The organism is Qipengyuania sp. SM2507 (genome assembly GCF_053714505.1).
This window is the reverse complement of sequence record NZ_CM132307.1, coordinates 1,582,416-1,598,938: the sequence shown is the minus strand read 5'-3', so window position 1 is coordinate 1,598,938 and position 16,523 is coordinate 1,582,416. Positions and strand designations below refer to the sequence as shown.

Below are 16,523 nucleotides of genomic sequence, written 5' to 3'. Positions count from 1 at the left end.
CGATAGGATCCGGCAATGGATATGCAGACGACCCGGGGGAATAACACAACGCACCGACCCGACAGAGGGTATGGGCTGCTGGAAGGCGCGCAGCGCTTCGCGCGCAAACCCGGCTGGCTCGCCCGCCTGACCGCGCCCGCGCTTGGCAAGTTGCTCGACCGGATCGACGCCGCGGTGACCGAGGGCACGATCCACGGAACCCTGCCCGACGGAACGCCCCGGATGCTGGGTGGCCGCGCGCCGGGCTTCGAATGCACCGTCGAACTGCGCAGCTGGAACGCGCTGGTGCGGCTGGCCTCCAACGGCTCGGTAGGCTGGTATCAGGCCTGGGAAGCGGGCGAATGGTGGAGCCCCGATCCGGTGCCGCTGTTCGCCCTCTTCATGCAGCACGCCGAGCGGCTGGGCGACACCGGCCGCGCCAAGGGGCCGTTCCGCCACGCGCTCCGGCTGGCGCATCTGGTCAACCGCAACACTCCTTCGGGCGCGCAGAAGAACGTGGCCGCGCATTACGATCTCGGCAATGATTTCTACGCCCAATGGCTCGATCCGACGATGAGCTATTCCGCAGCGGTGTCGCTGGCCGATGGCGATCTCGAAGCGGCGCAGCGGCGCAAGTGGCGCGCGCTCGAACAGCGGCTGGGCGCAGCGGAGCAGGTGCTCGAGATCGGCTGCGGCTGGGGGAGCCTGGCAGGGCACCTTGCGCGTGGCGGGGCCGAGGTGACCGCGATCAGCCTCTCGGCCGAGCAGCTGGACTGGGCCCGGGAGCGCCACGCCGTGGTCGACTTCCGGATGCAGGATTACCGCGACACCGACGGGCGCTACGACGCCGTGGTCAGCGTTGAGATGGTCGAGGCGCTGGGGCGCGAATACTGGCCGACCTTCATGGATTGCCTGGCGCGCAACCTCAAACCCGGCGCGCGCGCGGCGATCCAGTATATCTCGATGCGCGACGATCTCTTCGAGGCCTATGCTGCGAGCGCTGACTTCATCCAGGCCTATATCTTCCCGGGCGGCCTGCTGATCCGCACCAGCGAGTTCCGGCGACTGGCGGAGGAACGCGGGCTGCGCTGGACCGAGCAGAGCGATTTCGGACAGGATTATGCCGAGACTTTGAAAATCTGGCGCGCAAATTTCGACCGCGCGGTCGCGGAGGCTCGGCTGCCCGCCGGGTTCGACCAAGGCTTCGTAGAGCTGTGGCGCTATTATCTGATGTATTGCGAGGGCGGGTTCCGCGGGGGCGGGATCGATGTCCACCAGGTCACTTTGATAAACGACGGAGACAGTCGATGAGAAAGCGGATGATTTCGAGCGGGCTGGCGGCAATGCTGCTGGCCTCCTGCGCCACGGTGGACACCGGTTCGCCGCCTGCCGAAAGCGCCATGCTTGCGTCGACCGACGCGGCGGTCCTGCGGATGCCCGCGACCGAGCGTCCACCAGAGGAACTGCAGGTGCTGTTCTGGGACGATACGGCGCGCTCGGCGCGCTTCCGCGACATGGAAAGCTGGTTTGCCGGCTACGAAGTCGCCGCCGATCCGAGCCCGCGGGTGCTCGTCCGCGGCGCACCGCTGCCTGCTGCGCTCGCCAGCGAGATTCGCGCCACCATGGCAGCGAGCAATGCCGTCGGGGCTATGGTTCTGCAGGATGGCCAGATCCGCTTCGAGGACTATGCTGCCGGCTTCGGTGCCGAGCAGCGCTGGACCAGCTTCTCGGTCGCCAAGAGCTTCACCTCGACGCTGCTTGGCGCCGCGCTGCGCGATGGCCATATCGCCAGCCTCGACGATCCGGTGACGCAGTATGTGCCCGGGCTGGTCGGCTCGGCCTATGACGATGTTTCGGTCCGCCAGCTCGCCACCATGACCTCGGGCGTGGCCTGGAACGAGGATTACACCGACCCCGGCAGCGACGTGGCACAACTCAACCGCTTCGTCCTCGAGCACGGGCCGGATGCGATCGTCGCCCAGATGAAGGCACTACCCCGCGAAGCGCCTGCGGGTGAGAAATGGGTCTACAAGACGGGCGAGACCAATCTGCTGGGGCTTCTGGTCGAGAATGCCGTCGGCATGCCGCTGGCGGCCTATGCCAAGGAGAACATCGTCGATGCCGCGGGCTTCGCCGGCGACCTGTTCTGGATGACCGATCCGCGCGGCGGCAATGTCGGGGGCTGCTGCCTGTCGCTGCGGCTGTCCGATTACGCGCGCTTCGGTCAGTTCGTGCTCGAAGGCGGCGGCGAGGTGGTGCCCAAGGGCTGGTTCGCCGAAGCGGGTGCTCAGCAAGTCGATTTCGGCGGCCAGGGCTTCGGCTATGGCTACCAGTGGTGGACCTATCCCGGCGGCAATTTCGGCGCGCAGGGGATTTTCGGCCAGTCGATCACGCTGGTGCCCGAGAGCGATCTGGTGGTTGCGATCGTCAGCAACTGGCCCACCGCGACCAGCGGCGATCTGCGGCGCCAGTGGCTGGGCGTCACCGCCAAGCTGGCGGAACTCGACTGAGCCTGGAAAGCGGTGGCGGGGTCAGTCCCCGTCGCCGCTGTATCGGGCGATGATGTTGTCGTGGACGATCGGGCTGAGCAGCTCGGTGAAGGCGCAGCCGACAGTACAGTCCTGCCACCAAATGACCTGCGCCTGCAGCGATTCCAGGCCGGGCATGGTTAGCCAGCACAATTGCCCCTCGTGCATCCGGTTGATCGCTGCGGCGGAAAAGCCCGAGATCGACAGATCCTGCACGAATGTGCGGAAACCGCGCCCGCCCGATGCGCGCAGCTGGGCGGGAATGGCCAGCCGCGTGCGGGGACCGCTGCGATCTTCCTGCGCGGCGCGCTGGTAGCTGTCCTGATAGGCTTTGGTCGTCATGGTCGCCCGTCCTCGATCTGAAAAAGGCTGGTGGGCGGATATCCGTCCACTCTCAAAGCCGGTCACTTGTCGGGGAACTCGCTTGCCAAATCGCTATCGCGACTGGTTAACCGGGCTCCGCCACCCGCTCGCGATGCGCGGTCTCGTAGCCGTTAACCACAAGCTCGACGATGCGGGCCGCAACCACGCTCGGCTCCTTGACCGTCTTGGGGTCTTCGCCGGGATACGCCTTGGCGCGCATGCTGGTGCGCGTGGCGCCCGGATCGAGGATCGCGACGCGGATATTGCCGATCTTCTCGACCTCGCGCGCATAGGCGTCGAGCAGATTGTCGAACGCCGCCTTGGTAGAGCCATAGGCCGACCAATAGGCGCGCGGATCGGCGCCGACGCTGCTGGTCAGCCCGATGACGCGGCCTGCCTCCGCGCGCTTGAGCAGCGGATCGAACGCCGCGAGCAGCGCCTGGGTGGCGAGGATGTTGACCGTCACCGCCCTGCCGAACTCCTTGCGATCGATCTGGGTGACCGGGCTGAGCGTGGGCAGATAGGCGGCCGAGATGACGAGGATGTCGAGCACGTCCCAGCGCCCGGAGATCGCCTGCGCGAGGCGGGCGATCCCGTCGTTCTCCTCGAAATCGACCGGCGCGATGGTGGCGCTGCCACCGACCGCGTGGATGCGATCCTCGACATGTTCGAGCGAGCGGACGTCGCGCCCGGTCAGCACGACATGCGCTCCGGCCTCGGCCAACGCCAGCGCACTGGCGGCGCCGATGCCCTTGCTTGAACCGGCGACGAGCGCAGTCTTGCCGGCAAGCGGCTTCGCCTGATCCGTCATTACGCGACCTTTCCGACCGGCAGCGAGAGCTGGCCCTGCGCATCGTCGCGCCGGGCGATATCGGTCAGCGACGTGGGATAGTCGCCGGTGAAACAGGCGTCGCAGAATTGCGGGCAGGCGGAGTCGCGTGGTTTGTCGCCCACGGCACGATACAGGCCGTCGATCGACACGAAGGCGAGACTGTCGGCCTTGATGAATTCGCGCATCGGTTCGAGATCCATCCGCGCGGCGAGCAGTTTGGAACGTTCGGGGGTGTCGACGCCGTAGAAGCAGCTGTGCGCGGTGGGCGGGCTGGCAACGCGGAAATGGACCTCTGTGGCCCCGGCATCGCGCATCATCTCGACGATCGAGAGGCTGGTCGTACCGCGAACGATCGAATCGTCGATCAGCACGATGCGTTTGCCCGCCACGAGCGCGCGATTGGCGTTGTGCTTGCGCTTGACTCCGGCATGACGCGCGCCGTCCGACGGCTGGATGAAGGTCCGCCCGACATAATGCGAACGGATGATCCCCAGTTCGAACGGCACCCCGGATTGTTGGGCATAACCGATCGCCGCGGGCACACCGCTGTCGGGGACGGGCACCACCAGATCGGCCTCGCAGGGGCTTTCCACCGCCAACTGCGCACCGATTGCCTTGCGCGCCTCGTAGACGCTGCGCCCGGCGAAGATGCTGTCGGGGCGGCTGAAATAGACGTGTTCGAAGATGCAGGGGCGCGGCGAATGATTGCCGAAGGGGTGGAGCGAATCGACATTGCCATCGAAATCGACCTTGATCAGCTCGCCCGGCTCGACTTCGCGCACCAGCTCGGCGCCCATCACGTCGAAGGCGACGCTTTCGCTGGCGAAGACCGTGGCGTCGCCGATCCGGCCCATCACCAGCGGACGGATGCCCAGCGGATCGCGGCAGGCGATCATCCCGGCCGGGGTCATGACGACGAGCGCATAGGCGCCTTCGAGCAGGCGCAGCGCATCGATTAGCCGGTCGGTGATCGTGGGATAACGGCTGGTGGCGACAAGGTGGATGATGACTTCGGTGTCGCTGGTCGACTGGAAGATCGAGCCGCGCCGCACCAGGTCTTCGCGCAAGGTCCCGGCGTTGGAGATATTGCCGTTGTGCGCGACCGCAAAGCCGCCGCCTGCCAGATCGGCATAGAGCGGCTGGACGTTGCGCAGGCCCGCGCCCCCGGTGGTCGAATAGCGGACATGGCCTGCGGCCATCATGCCCGGCAGTTCGGCGATCGCGTCCTGCCCGGAAAAATTGTCCGCCACATGGCCGAGGCCGCGTCGGCTGTAGAATTCGCGACCGTCGAAGGAGGTGATCCCGACCGCCTCCTGCCCGCGGTGCTGAAGCGCATGCAGGCCCAGCGCCGTCGCTGCGGAGGCGTCGGTTGCGTTGATAGCGCCGAACACGCCGCACTCTTCGCGCAGCTTGTCGCCGTCCGCATCGTGGAAGGGATGGATGAGGTTCATCGCTCGCCTATATGGGGTGGCCGACGGGCCGTCCGCTCGCCGCTGCCAATGGCGATGTTACGCGGCGATTACAAGGCTAGCGCGACGGGCCGTGCATGATCGGCTTCACCTTTCAACCGAACCCGCGATACGCAATGTCTCCGGGATTTCATTGCAGCGAAAGGAAAGCCTGCCTAGAGCGCTGCTTTCCTGCAACCGCCCGGTGAACACCCGATCTTACTGCTTTCTCCCTTCGAATGGACCATCGCCAAGCGCTACCTGCTTCCGGGCAAGAGCGAGGCCTTCATCGCGCTCGTCGCCGGGATCTCGGTCGGCGTGGTGATGCTGTCGGTCGCGATGCTGGTCATCGTGATGAGCGTGATGAACGGGTTTCGTGCCGAACTGCTCGACAAGATCGTCGGGCTCAACGGTCATGCCATCGTCCAGGCCTATGGCGGGCGGATGGACGATTGGGAGGATATCCTCGAGCAGGTGCGCGCGACGCCGGGCGTCACCGATGCCTCGCCGCTGATCGAGCAGCCGCTGGTGACCAGCTTCAATGGGAGGGTCGAAGGGATTCTGGTGCGCGGCAACACCGCGCAGGATATCGCGGACATGGCACCCAAGGTGGTCAGCGGCGATATCAGCGCGCTGCGCGCCGGGACCAGCAATGTCGCCATCGGCGTGCGGCTGGCGCAGAACATCGGCGCGCGGGTCGGCGACACCATCACGATCCTGAACCCGCAGGGCCGTTCGACTCCATTTGGCACCGTCCCGCGACAGGTCGGCTATACGGTCGCGGCGATTTTCGAGGTGGGGATCTACGAATACGACCAGGCTTTCGTCATCATGCCGATGGCGGATGCCCAGACGCTGTTGCTGATCGGCGATACGGTCGGAATGATCGAGGTGACGGTGGACGATCCGGACCGGGTCGGGGAAATTCTCGCGCCGGTGGCGGAAGCGGTCGCGGGCAGGGCGGTGGTTTCCGATTGGAAGACCATCAACTCCACACTTTTCGAGGCGCTACAGGTCGAACGCGTGGCGATGGCCTTTGCGCTCAGTTTCATGGTGCTGGTGGCCGCCTTCAACATCCTCTCGAGCCTGGTGATGCTGGTTCGCGCCAAGACCCGCGATATCGCCATCATGCGCACCATGGGGGCGACCCGGCGCAGCCTGCTCAAGATCTTCGTCACCACCGGCTTCACGGTAGGCGCGATCGGCACGGTGGCGGGGCTGATCCTTGGCGCGATCGTGCTCTATTTCCGCCAGCCGATCGTCGAATTCATCGGGCTGGTGACCGGGCAGGATTTGTGGGATCCGGAAGTGCGTTTCCTCTCGACATTGCCCGCGCAGGCCGATCCGGTCGAGATCGCCATGATCGTGCTGCTCGCCTTGGGGCTCAGCTTCCTCGCGACGCTTTACCCGGCGCTCAAGGCCTCGGGCACCGATCCGGTACAGGTGTTGCGCTATGAGTGAACCGGTTCTCGAATTGCGCGGGCTGACCCGCAGCTTCGAACAGGGCGGGGTGCGGATCGACGTGCTGCGCGGCGTCGACATGGCGATCCAGCCGGGCGAGATCGTCGCGCTGCTCGGCCCCTCGGGTTCGGGCAAATCGACGCTGCTGCAGGCGGTCGGACTGCTCGAGGGCGGCTTCGGTGGCGAAATCCGCATCGCGGGCAAGCCGGTCGACCAGAAGGACGCGCATGCGCGCACGCTGCTGCGGCGCGATCATCTCGGCTTCGTCTACCAGTTCCATCATCTGCTCCCCGATTTCGATGCGCGCGAGAACGTCGTCCTGCCGCAGATGATCGCCAACCGCTCGCGCGAGGACTCTCTGGTCCGCGCCGAGGAGCTCCTCACCGCGCTCGGTCTCGGTCACCGGCTGACCCACCGCCCCAGCCAGCTCTCGGGCGGCGAGCAGCAGCGAGTCGCGGTGGCGCGCGGGCTCGCCAATCGCCCCAAGCTGGTGCTGGCCGACGAGCCGACCGGCAATCTCGACGAGGCGACCAGCGACAAGGTGCTGGCGCAATTCCTCGAACTGGTCCGCGGCGAGGGCAGCGCCGCGCTGGTCGCGACGCATAACGAGCGGCTGGCGGCGAAGATGGACCGGGTGCTGCGGCTGCACGAAGGCAGGCTTGGTTAAGGACCCAGAGCGCGGGTCGGGCGTTGGACCGGCAAAAGGGAGCATTGCATGACCGACCACCCAAGCACTTTCAACGCCCGCGACACCCATCACGAGGGTATCCAGTGGGACGACCGCGCCTCGCTCCACCGGGTCGGCGAGAACAATAGCCTGCTGGATAGCGCCAAGGGCTTGCGTTCAGGCACATTCGCCGAGATTATCCGCCACATGATGCTGCTCCCCGAAGCGGAGCGCAGCGGCTATTACATCGAGAAGGCCGGCGACCGCGAGTTCCGCGCGGAGGAAGTGGCTGCGCTGGCGCAGCGCAAGGATTTTCCGAAGGAATGAGCGAGTTCATATGACCAGCATCGCCGATTTCACCGTCACCACCAATCGCGGCGAACCGCTCGATCTCGCGCGCAAGCAGGGCACGGTCCTGCTGGTGGTCAACACCGCGAGCGAATGCGGCTTCACCCCGCAATATGACGGGCTGGAAGAACTCTACCAGAAGTTTGGGGAGCGGGGCTTCGAGGTGCTCGGCTTCCCCTGCAACCAGTTCGGCGGCCAGGAACCCGGCGATGCCGAGGAGATCGCCGAGTTCTGCAAGGTCAATTTCGGCGTGACCTTCCCGCTGATGGAGAAGGTCGAGGTCAACGGCCCCGACGCCAGCCCGTTGTTCGACTGGCTGAAGGGCGAGGCCAAGGGCGTGTTGGGCACCGCTGCGATCAAGTGGAATTTCACCAAATTCCTGATCGACCGCGACGGCAAGGTGGTCAGGCGCTACGGCCCCAGCGACAAGCCTGCAACGATCGCGGCGGATATCGAAGCGCTGCTTTAATCAGAAATTGCGGTGGCGCCCGCTTGGGAGCCACAGGAGAACCCCATGATCGAAGGCTTCAACGAGTGGCTGCTGTCGCTCGGCGCGCAATACAATGTGAACCCCTATGTCTTCGGGGCGATCTATGTCGGTGCGATCCCGTTCTTTTTCGCCTCGATCGCCTGGCTGGTGAAGCGCGCGCGAGCCGGGCGCTCGACCGTGCTGCCGACCATGCTGGCGGGATTCTTCTTCGTCTCGGCTTATATCTATCTGGCGATCTTCGGGCAGGATATCCCGCTGTGGGTGTGGATCTTCCTCGCCGCGCTGATTCTCTACGGCGCCTGGTCGACTATCCGCGACACGCGGCGGAAAATCAGGGCGACCGACGAAGCCTGACCTGAATATCGGGCTGGCTGGCCACTGCCTGCGATGCCGGAAAACCGCCGCCGCTCCCTTGGCTAATCCGTACCGGCAGCGCATATCGGCACCATGCCTTTTGCCCCTTTCGTTCCGCTGCGCGTCCTCTCCGCCTATTCCATGCTCGAAGGCGCGATCGAGCCCAAGGCGATGGCGAAACTGGCCAAGGAACGCGGCTTTCCCGCGATCGCGCTGGCCGATCGCAACGGGCTCTACGGCGCGGTCATGTTCGCCAAGGCGTGCCTGGACGAGGGCATCCAGCCGATCATCGGCACGCTGCTCGGTGTCGCGCGCACCAAGGATGACGGGACCACAGGCAAGCAGGTCGATTATCTCCCGCTCTACGCGCAGGACGAGACCGGCTACGACAATCTGTGCCACCTCGTCAGCAAGGCGCATCTCGAGCGCCCGCTCGAGTTCGAGCCGCATGTCCTGCTGGAGGATTTCGCAGGCCGCACCGACGGGCTGATCGCGCTCACCGGCGCGAGCGAGGGGGCGGTTACCCGCCTGCTCGCAGAGGGCCAGAACAGCCACGCCGAACCTCTTCTCGACCGGCTGCAGGCGCTGTTTCCCGAGCGGCTCTACATCGAACTCGCGCGCCGCGGCGATCCGGTGGAAATGGCCGCCGAGGACGCGCTGATAACTCTCGCCTACGCCCGCGACCTGCCGCTGGTCGCCACCAACCCCGCCAATTACGCCGAACCGCATATGCACAAGGCGCATGACGCCATGCTGTGCATCGCCGGTTCGACGCATGTCGATGCCGAGGACCGGCTGCGCTCCAATCCTGAAAGCTTCGTCAAATCGGCGAGCATGATGGACGAAGGCTTTGCCGACCTCCCCGAAGCAATCGCCAACACGCTGGTAATCGCCCAGCGCTGCGCCTTCGCGCCGCCCAACCGCGCGCCGATCCTGCCCAGTCTGGCGGGCGATGTCGAGGGCGAGGCGCGGATGCTGGCCTCCGATGCGCGCGCCGGGCTCGAGGCACGGCTGGTGCCCTATGGCGCGATGAGCGACGAGGAACGACAAGTCTATCTCGACCGGCTCGACTACGAAGTGGGCATCATCAACCAGATGGGCTTCCCGGGCTACTTCCTGATCGTTGCCGATTTCATCAAATGGGCCAAGGAGCAGGATATTCCCGTGGGCCCGGGGCGCGGTTCGGGCGCGGGCAGTCTGGTCGCCTGGGCGCTGACCATCACCGATCTCGACCCGATCAAGCTGGGCCTGCTGTTCGAGCGCTTCCTCAACCCCGAGCGCGTGTCGATGCCCGACTTCGACATCGACTTCTGCGAAACCCGCCGCGGCGAGGTGATCCGCTACGTCCAGGACAAATACGGTCACGATCACGTCGCGCAGATCATCACCTTCGGAAAGCTCAAGGCGCGCGCGGTGCTGCGCGACACCGGCCGCATCCTGCAGATGAGCTACGGCCAGGTCGACCGGTTGTGTAAGATGGTGCCCAACCATCCCACCGACCCCTGGACGCTGCCGCGCACGCTCAATGGTGCGGCCGATTTCCGCCGAGAATACGAAAACGACAACGATGTGAAGCGGCTGGTCGATCTCGCGATGCAGCTCGAGGGTTTTCCGCGCAATTCATCCACCCATGCCGCGGGCGTGGTGATCGGCGACCGCCCGCTGGCGCAGCTCGTCCCGCTCTACCGCGATCCGCGCTCCGACATGCCGGTGACGCAGTTCGACATGAAGCACGTCGAGAGCAGCGGGCTGGTCAAGTTCGACTTCCTGGGTCTGAAGACGCTGTCGGTGCTCAAGAAGGCGACCGATCTGCTGGAAAAGCGCGGCGTCGCCATCGATCTTGCGCTGCTCGAACTCGACGATCCGGCGGTCTACGAGCTGATGAAGTCGGGCCATACTGTCGGCGTCTTCCAGCTCGAATCCGAGGGCATGCGCCGCACGCTGACCGCGGTGAAACCGACCAATTTCGGCGACATCATCGCGCTGGTTTCGCTCTATCGCCCGGGCCCGATGGACAACATCCCGCTGTTCGGCAAGCGCAAGGCGGGCGAGGTGCCGATCGAGTACCCGCATCCCAAGCTGGAGGAGATCCTCGCTGAGACCTACGGCATCTTCGTCTATCAGGAACAGGTGATGCAGGCCGCGCAGATCCTCGCGGGCTACTCGCTCGGCGATGCCGACCTGCTGCGCCGCGCGATGGGCAAGAAGGTCCAGGCCGAGATGGATGCGCAGCGCCAACGCTTCGTCGATGGCTGCAAGACCGTCTCGGGGATCGAGGCCCGAAAAGCGAACGAGCTGTTCGACTTGATCGACAAATTCGCCGGCTACGGTTTCAACAAATCGCACGCCGCCGCCTATGCGCTGCTCGCCTATCAGACCGCCTGGATGAAGGCGCATTACCCCGAGGAATTTTTCGCCGCCTCGATGTGTTTCGACATGCACCAGTCGGAGAAGCTCGCAGTCTTCGTCGACGATGCCCGCCGCTCGTCGCTGCGCCCCGGCGGGGTGACGATCGCGCCGCCCTGCATCAACGCCTCGGTCGCCGAATTCGGGGTCGAACAGACCGATGATGGCTATGCCGTGCGCTATGCGCTGGCCGGGATCCGCAATGTCGGCGGCAAGGCGATGGATGCGATCTGCGCCGAACGCGAGGCGTCTGGTCCGTTCGAGAGCCTGTCGGACCTATTCGGAAGACTGCCCAAGGGCTCGATGAATTCGCGCCAGCTCGAGGCGCTGGCCTGCACCGGGGCGCTGGATTCGCTCGAGTCCAATCGTGCCAAGGTGTTCGAGAACGCCGATCTCTTGCTGGCGGTCGCCGATGCCGCCGAGCGCGAGCGGTCGAGCGGGCAGGCCGCGCTGTTCGGCGGCGAGGAGAACCACCAGGGCGAGAGCCTGCGGCTCAAGGAGGTCGAACCCTGGCCGCGCGCGCAGATGATGGCGCATGAGCGCGACAATTTCGGCTTCTATTTCTCCGACCACCCTGTCCAGGCCTGGCGCCAGGTCGCATCGGCCAATGGCGCGCGGAGCTATGCCTCGCTTATGACCGGCGGCGCCCCGGTGGGCGGGCGCGCGCCCGCCGTGATGGCGGCGATGATCGAGAAGGTGAACAAGGGCACCACGCGCCGCGGCAAGCCCTTCGTCCGCGCCGATTTCTCCGATGCCTCGGGCCAGTTCAGTGCTGCCTGTTTCGAGGAGAGCCTGGTCGAGAATTTCCTCCGCTGGGCGGAGGACCAGACCTGCCTGCTGCTACAGGTCGAGCTCGACAGCCCGAGCCCCGACGAACCGCCGCGGATCACTGTGAGGGGCGGTGTGCCGCTCGAACAGGTCTCGAGCAGCGCCCGGATGACGCTAAGCCTCGAGATTACCGAGGAAGCAGGCCTTGCCGCCTTGCAGATGGAGCTCGGCGAGGGCAGCGGCACCGGCGAGGTGATCGCCACGCTGCGCACCGGGCTCGCGATCGAGCCCACGTTGAGGCTCGGTAACGGGTTCCAGCTCGACGGCGAACTCGCCGAACGCTTGGCAAGCGTGCCCGGGCTTGCCAATGTGCATCTGACCACGCGGCGCGGTGGGAGTCATCTCCGCCTCGTCGCCTGAACGCATGCCCACCAACGGGCAATAAAACACGGGAGAGAGTTGCGAATGTCGGGAGCCATGCAGGACTGGAGCATGCGGGTAACGCATGTGATCGATCACGCCGCACGCGAAGCGGGGACGCGCGAAATCGTCACCCGCTGGGCCGATGGCAGCCAGACGCGCACCGACTGGAACGGCATCCGCCGCGACGCGCTCAAGATGGCGCAGGCGCTCCAGGCGCTGGGCGTGAAGCCGGGAGACCGGGTCGCCAGCCTGGCGATGAACCATTCGCGGCATCTGGTCAGCTGGTACGGCGTCGCCGGGATGGGAGGGGTGCTGCACACGGTCAATCCCCGCCTGTTCGAGGATCAGCTCGAATATATCGTCAACCACGCCGAGGATAAGGTGCTGTGCTACGACGCGGCGTTCCAGCCGATCGTCGACATGATGCGCGACCGCTGGACCACAATCGAGCATTACATCTGCTACGATTCGGGCGAACATACCCTGGCCTTCGAGGACTGGATCGGCAGGCAGGACGGCGATTTCGCCTGGTTCAAGGGCGACGAGCGCGACCCGTGCATGCTGTGCTACACCAGCGGCACCACCGGCCATCCCAAGGGCGTGCTCTACGAACACCGCTCGACAGTGATCCACGCCATCGCCGGGCTCCAGCCTGCGGCGTTCAATTTCAGCGCCTCGAGCGTGATGCTCCCGGTGGTGCCGATGTTCCACGCCGCCAGCTGGGGCCTGCCCTATGCCGGCGCGATGGCGGGGATCAAGTTCGTGTTCTCCGCGGTCAACGAACCCGCGGTGCTCGACGAATTGATGAAGACCGAGGGCGTCACCGACAGCGCCGGCGTGCCCACCGTGTGGCTTGCCCATTTCCAGTATTGCGATGCCAAGGGGCTCGACCTGCCCAAGCTCAGGGCCGCGACAATCGGCGGCTCGGCCGCGCCGCGCTTTATGATCGAGCGGCTGATGAAGAACGGTACCCGCGTCCAGCACGCCTGGGGGATGACCGAGACCAGCCCGATCGGCACGGTCGGCGGTCCGACCCTAGACTGGGACCAGCTCAGCTTCGAGGAGAAGGTCGACAAGACCGCGATGCAGGGGCGGCCCACCTTCGGGGTCGAACTGCGCACCGTCAGCCTCGACGATCCCTCCCAGGTCCTGCCGCGCGATGGCGAGAGCTCGGGCGCGCTGCACATCCGCGGGCCGTGGGTGATCCGACGCTATTTCCGCGCCGATGAGGATGCGCTGAGCGCGGATGGCTGGTTCGACACCGGCGATGTCGCGATCCTGCACCCCGACGGAACCATGCAGATCACCGATCGCACCAAGGACGTGATCAAGTCGGGCGGCGAATGGATCAGTTCGGTCGAGCTGGAGAACGCCGCGGTCGGCCATCCCGCTGTGGCCGAGGCCGCAGCGATCGGCATACACCACCCCAAATGGGACGAACGCCCGGTGCTGTTCGTGGTCAAGAAGGAAGGCCACGAAGTGACCGGCGGCGAGGTGATCGAATATTTGACTGACAAGGTCGCCAAATGGTGGCTGCCCGATGCAGTCGAATTCGTCGACGACATCCCGCACACCGCGACGGGCAAGATCAGCAAGAAGGATCTGCGCGACCGCTTCGCGGAGTACCGGCTGGAGGTTTGATGCGCTCTCCTCGCCGTAGCGAGGAGCGCAGCGACGAAGCAATCAACGGCGCTTTGCCGCAGAAATAGATCCCATGCCTTGCTGCGCAGCCCGACGCCTGCGCGCAACGACGGAGCAAGCAATGACCGAAACCTATATCGACCCCAGCCGTGCCAATTTCGACGCCTTCAAGAACCTGCCGCGCGACCGGCCGATCCACATGCTCAACCTGCTGCAATATCGCGAAGTCGCGGAATATCCCGATGGCCACGAGCACGCGGGCAAGGGCTGGAGCGGGCGCCGCGCCTATCAGGAATACGGCGCTACCTCAGGCCCGATCTTCAAGCGCGTCGGCGGCAGCATGGTCTGGCGCGGCCTGTTCGAGACGGTGGTGACCGGCCCCGACGCGATGCTCTGGCACGACGGCTTCGTCGCACAATATCCAAACGCCGGGGCCTTCCTCGCAATGGTCACCGATCCCGAATACCAGAAGGCGGTGGTCAACCGCACCGCCGCGCTGACCGACAGCCGGCTGGTGCGCTTCGCACCGGGTGAGGCGGGGGACGGGTTTGGGTAATTTCGGCTGCTAGTGCAGACGTCCCGGGACCGTGAGCGAGAAACCTAGCCGGCTCGTCGAAATACGGCTGAACGTTGCGGTCTCGCTACCGGGGGAGCCGACAATTCTTCGCCGCGCAGGTGGGTCAAGTGTACGCTCAGTTCCTTGGCCATCATGAGCTTGGCCAAGCGGACGCCCGCGACACCCGCTTCGATCCAACGGATCCGGCCTGGCAACTTCATGCCATCATGCTCGACAATGATTTCATCATCGGCCAGAAAATCGGAATCGGTGAGCCCGCTGACGCGGCATCCTTCGCTCGAGAGTTCAACCAACAGGCCACTGCAGTGACGCCCGTCGAGGGGGCTTCGCAGGCAAATGGATTGGCGCACTGCATAGCGCTTGTGCGCGCGAATTGTCAGAATCATCGATTGCCACCCCTTGCAGCGCTTTCCGGTCAGGGTCGCGGGATTTCGTTAAGAAGTGGTTCCCTCGCAAGCCCAGCAACAGCGTTGAGCGCCTCTACACCCGGATTCAAAGTCCGCTTCCGTTGCCAAGCCTTTCAATAGCAGGCCGCGGGCTTTCCACCACAACCGGCTCTACAACAACCGCATCTGCCCACCCACAGGAGGCGCGCGGAACCGCGTGCAGTCGAGCTCGAATGAGCCTTTGCCAATCCCTGCGCGCTTGCAGGCGAGGCGGAAGCGGGCGCGGAACAGGTCGGCCCAGACGCCGGTCGGCTTCATGCGGCTGAAGAAGTCCGGGTCGTTGTCCTTGCCGCCGCGGATCGAGCGGACGATGCCCATCACCTTGTCGCCGCGTTCCGGGTAATGGACGCTGAGCCATTCGCGGAACAGCGGCGCGACCTCGTGTGGCAGCCGCAGCGGGATCCAGCCGCAGCTCTCCACCCCCAGAGCCGCGGCGCGCTGGACGATCTCTTCCATGAATTCGTCGGTGATGGCGGGGATCACCGGGGAGATCGAGCAATGTGTCGGCACGCCCGCCGCGGCCAGTTTTCCCAGCGCTGCCAGTCGCTTGGCGGGAGAAGCGGCGCGCGGTTCGAGCTTTCCCGACAAGGCCGGGTCGAGGCTGGTCACCGAGATCGCCACCGCTATCAGGCGTTTGCGCGCCATCTCCTCCAACAGGTCGAGGTCTGCCAGCACCCGATCGGACTTGGTAGTAATCGTCATCGGGTGGCGCGCGTCGAGACAAACTTCGAGCAGCGCGCGGGTGATCTTGTAGCGGTTCTCGATCGGCTGGTAGGGATCGGTGTTGGTCCCCATCGAGATCGGCTTGGGGCGATATTTCGGCTTGGCCAGCGTGGCACGGAGCAACTCGGCGGCATCGGGCTTGGCGAACAGCCGGGTCTCGAAATCGAGCCCTGGCGAGAGGTCGTGATAGGCATGCGACGGCCGCGCGAAGCAATAGACGCAGCCATGCTCGCAGCCGCGATAGGCGTTTATCGAGCGGTCGAAGAAAATGTCGGGCGACTGGTTGAACGAGAGGATAGTCTTGGGCCGCTCCTCGGTCACCTGTGTCCGCAGTCTGACCGGCGGCCCGCCCTCGCTCTGCGCCAGCGCTTCCATATGGTCGCGCCAGTCGCCATCGGCCTCGCGGGTGGCGAGACCGAAGCGCGTCGGCACACTGCGCGATTGCGCGCCGCGACCGGCAACCGGCGACTCGGTGCTCCGTTCCATAGGGCGGAACATACACGGAACAAATGTCCCGGTCGAGCCGCTAGCGGGGCAACCCTATCGCTCGCGCAACCGCGGCATCAGTTCGACGAAATTGCAGGGGCGGTGGCGGCTGTCGAGCTGCTGGACGAGGATCTTGTCCCAGCCATCCTTGACCGCGCCGTTCGAGCCCGGGAGCGCGAAGATATAGGTCCCGCGCGCCAGCACCGCGCAGGCGCGGCTCTGGACCGTGCTGGTGCCGATGGACTCGTAGCTGAGCCAGCGGAACAGCTCGCCGAAGCCGGGGATCGCCTTGTCCTTGACCTGGTCGAGCGCTTCGGGGGTGACGTCGCGCCCGGTCAGCCCGGTGCCGCCGGTGGTGATCACCGCATCGACCTCGGGATCGTCGATCCAGCGGTGCAGATGCGCGGCTATCTCGTTCTTGGAGTCCTTGCTGATCTCGCGCGCGGCGAGGATATGGCCCGCCGCCTCGATCCGCGCGGCAAGCAGATCGCCCGAACTGTCGTCCTCGGGCGTGCGCGTGTCCGAAACGGTCAGCAGCGCGATGTTGACCGGCTTGAGGCTCAGGCTTTGGTCGATCGGCATC

The 16,523-nt window shown here is 65.4% G+C and carries 16 protein-coding genes; 10 read left to right on the top strand and 6 right to left on the bottom strand.

Annotated features, from left to right (window positions below; translation table 11 throughout):
- The first annotated feature begins 15 nt into the window (after positions 1–15).
- Positions 16–1,290, top strand: coding sequence for a class I SAM-dependent methyltransferase (locus ACWIKC_RS07770; RefSeq protein ID WP_454596942.1), 1,275 nt, complete (start codon positions 16–18; stop codon positions 1,288–1,290).
- Entirely contained in the window at positions 1,287–2,489 is a 1,203-nt protein-coding gene (locus ACWIKC_RS07765) for a serine hydrolase domain-containing protein (RefSeq protein WP_454596941.1), read from the top strand. Before ACWIKC_RS07770 ends, ACWIKC_RS07765 begins: the two co-directional genes overlap by 4 nt.
- Before the next feature lie 21 nt (positions 2,490–2,510).
- Here ACWIKC_RS07765 and ACWIKC_RS07760 read toward each other — a convergent pair whose 3' ends face one another.
- The 3 genes from ACWIKC_RS07760 to purF form a co-directional block, all read right to left on the bottom strand.
- Complete coding sequence (locus tag ACWIKC_RS07760) at positions 2,511–2,849, bottom strand: PilZ domain-containing protein (protein WP_454596940.1); 339 nt, start codon at positions 2,847–2,849, stop codon at positions 2,511–2,513.
- 106 nt (positions 2,850–2,955) lie between these two features.
- Positions 2,956–3,681: an SDR family NAD(P)-dependent oxidoreductase gene (locus tag ACWIKC_RS07755; RefSeq protein WP_454596939.1), complete on the bottom strand. Its 726-nt coding sequence runs from the start codon at positions 3,679–3,681 to the stop codon at positions 2,956–2,958.
- A complete protein-coding gene (purF, locus tag ACWIKC_RS07750) occupies positions 3,681–5,153 on the bottom strand; it encodes an amidophosphoribosyltransferase (RefSeq protein ID WP_454596938.1) in 1,473 nt (490 codons plus the stop codon). Before purF ends, ACWIKC_RS07755 begins: the two co-directional genes overlap by 1 nt.
- Positions 5,154–5,366: 213 nt before the next feature.
- On the opposite strand from purF, the gene ACWIKC_RS07745 reads away from it, so the two are divergent.
- The 8 genes from ACWIKC_RS07745 to ACWIKC_RS07710 all read left to right on the top strand — a co-directional run bounded on the left by ACWIKC_RS07745 (position 5,367) and on the right by ACWIKC_RS07710 (position 14,264).
- Entirely contained in the window at positions 5,367–6,611 is a 1,245-nt protein-coding gene (locus tag ACWIKC_RS07745) for a lipoprotein-releasing ABC transporter permease subunit (protein WP_454599465.1), read from the top strand.
- The gene (locus ACWIKC_RS07740) at positions 6,604–7,278 is read left to right on the top strand and encodes an ABC transporter ATP-binding protein (protein ID WP_454596937.1); all 675 of its coding nucleotides are present in this window, start codon (positions 6,604–6,606) and stop codon (positions 7,276–7,278) included. The genes ACWIKC_RS07745 and ACWIKC_RS07740 overlap by 8 nt, the downstream gene beginning before the upstream one ends.
- A 48-nt stretch (positions 7,279–7,326) precedes the next feature.
- On the top strand, positions 7,327–7,605 hold the full coding sequence (locus ACWIKC_RS07735) for a hypothetical protein (RefSeq protein WP_454596936.1): 279 nt from the start codon (positions 7,327–7,329) through the stop codon (positions 7,603–7,605).
- A gap of 10 nt (positions 7,606–7,615) precedes the next feature.
- Complete coding sequence (locus tag ACWIKC_RS07730) at positions 7,616–8,095, top strand: glutathione peroxidase (protein WP_454596935.1); 480 nt, start codon at positions 7,616–7,618, stop codon at positions 8,093–8,095.
- Positions 8,096–8,140: 45 nt separating this feature from the next.
- Complete coding sequence (locus tag ACWIKC_RS07725) at positions 8,141–8,470, top strand: hypothetical protein (RefSeq protein ID WP_454596934.1); 330 nt, start codon at positions 8,141–8,143, stop codon at positions 8,468–8,470.
- Between the two features lie 93 nt (positions 8,471–8,563).
- Complete coding sequence (gene dnaE / locus ACWIKC_RS07720; protein ID WP_454596933.1) at positions 8,564–12,064, top strand: DNA polymerase III subunit alpha; 3,501 nt, start codon at positions 8,564–8,566, stop codon at positions 12,062–12,064.
- Positions 12,065–12,109: 45 nt separating this feature from the next.
- Positions 12,110–13,708, top strand: a complete 1,599-nt coding sequence (locus tag ACWIKC_RS07715) for a long-chain fatty acid--CoA ligase (RefSeq protein ID WP_454596932.1) — start codon at positions 12,110–12,112, stop codon at positions 13,706–13,708.
- Between the two features lie 121 nt (positions 13,709–13,829).
- Complete coding sequence (locus ACWIKC_RS07710; protein WP_454596931.1) at positions 13,830–14,264, top strand: DUF1330 domain-containing protein; 435 nt, start codon at positions 13,830–13,832, stop codon at positions 14,262–14,264.
- Between the two features lie 44 nt (positions 14,265–14,308).
- Here ACWIKC_RS07710 and ACWIKC_RS07705 read toward each other — a convergent pair whose 3' ends face one another.
- From ACWIKC_RS07705 to moaB, 3 genes are all read right to left on the bottom strand, one after another.
- Positions 14,309–14,671: a PilZ domain-containing protein gene (locus ACWIKC_RS07705; RefSeq protein WP_454596930.1), complete on the bottom strand. Its 363-nt coding sequence runs from the start codon at positions 14,669–14,671 to the stop codon at positions 14,309–14,311.
- Between the two features lie 171 nt (positions 14,672–14,842).
- On the bottom strand, positions 14,843–15,940 hold the full coding sequence (locus ACWIKC_RS07700) for a PA0069 family radical SAM protein (RefSeq protein WP_454596929.1): 1,098 nt from the start codon (positions 15,938–15,940) through the stop codon (positions 14,843–14,845).
- A gap of 54 nt (positions 15,941–15,994) precedes the next feature.
- A complete protein-coding gene (moaB, locus tag ACWIKC_RS07695) occupies positions 15,995–16,522 on the bottom strand; it encodes a molybdenum cofactor biosynthesis protein B (RefSeq protein WP_454596928.1) in 528 nt (175 codons plus the stop codon).
- Position 16,523: the final 1 nt, after the last annotated feature.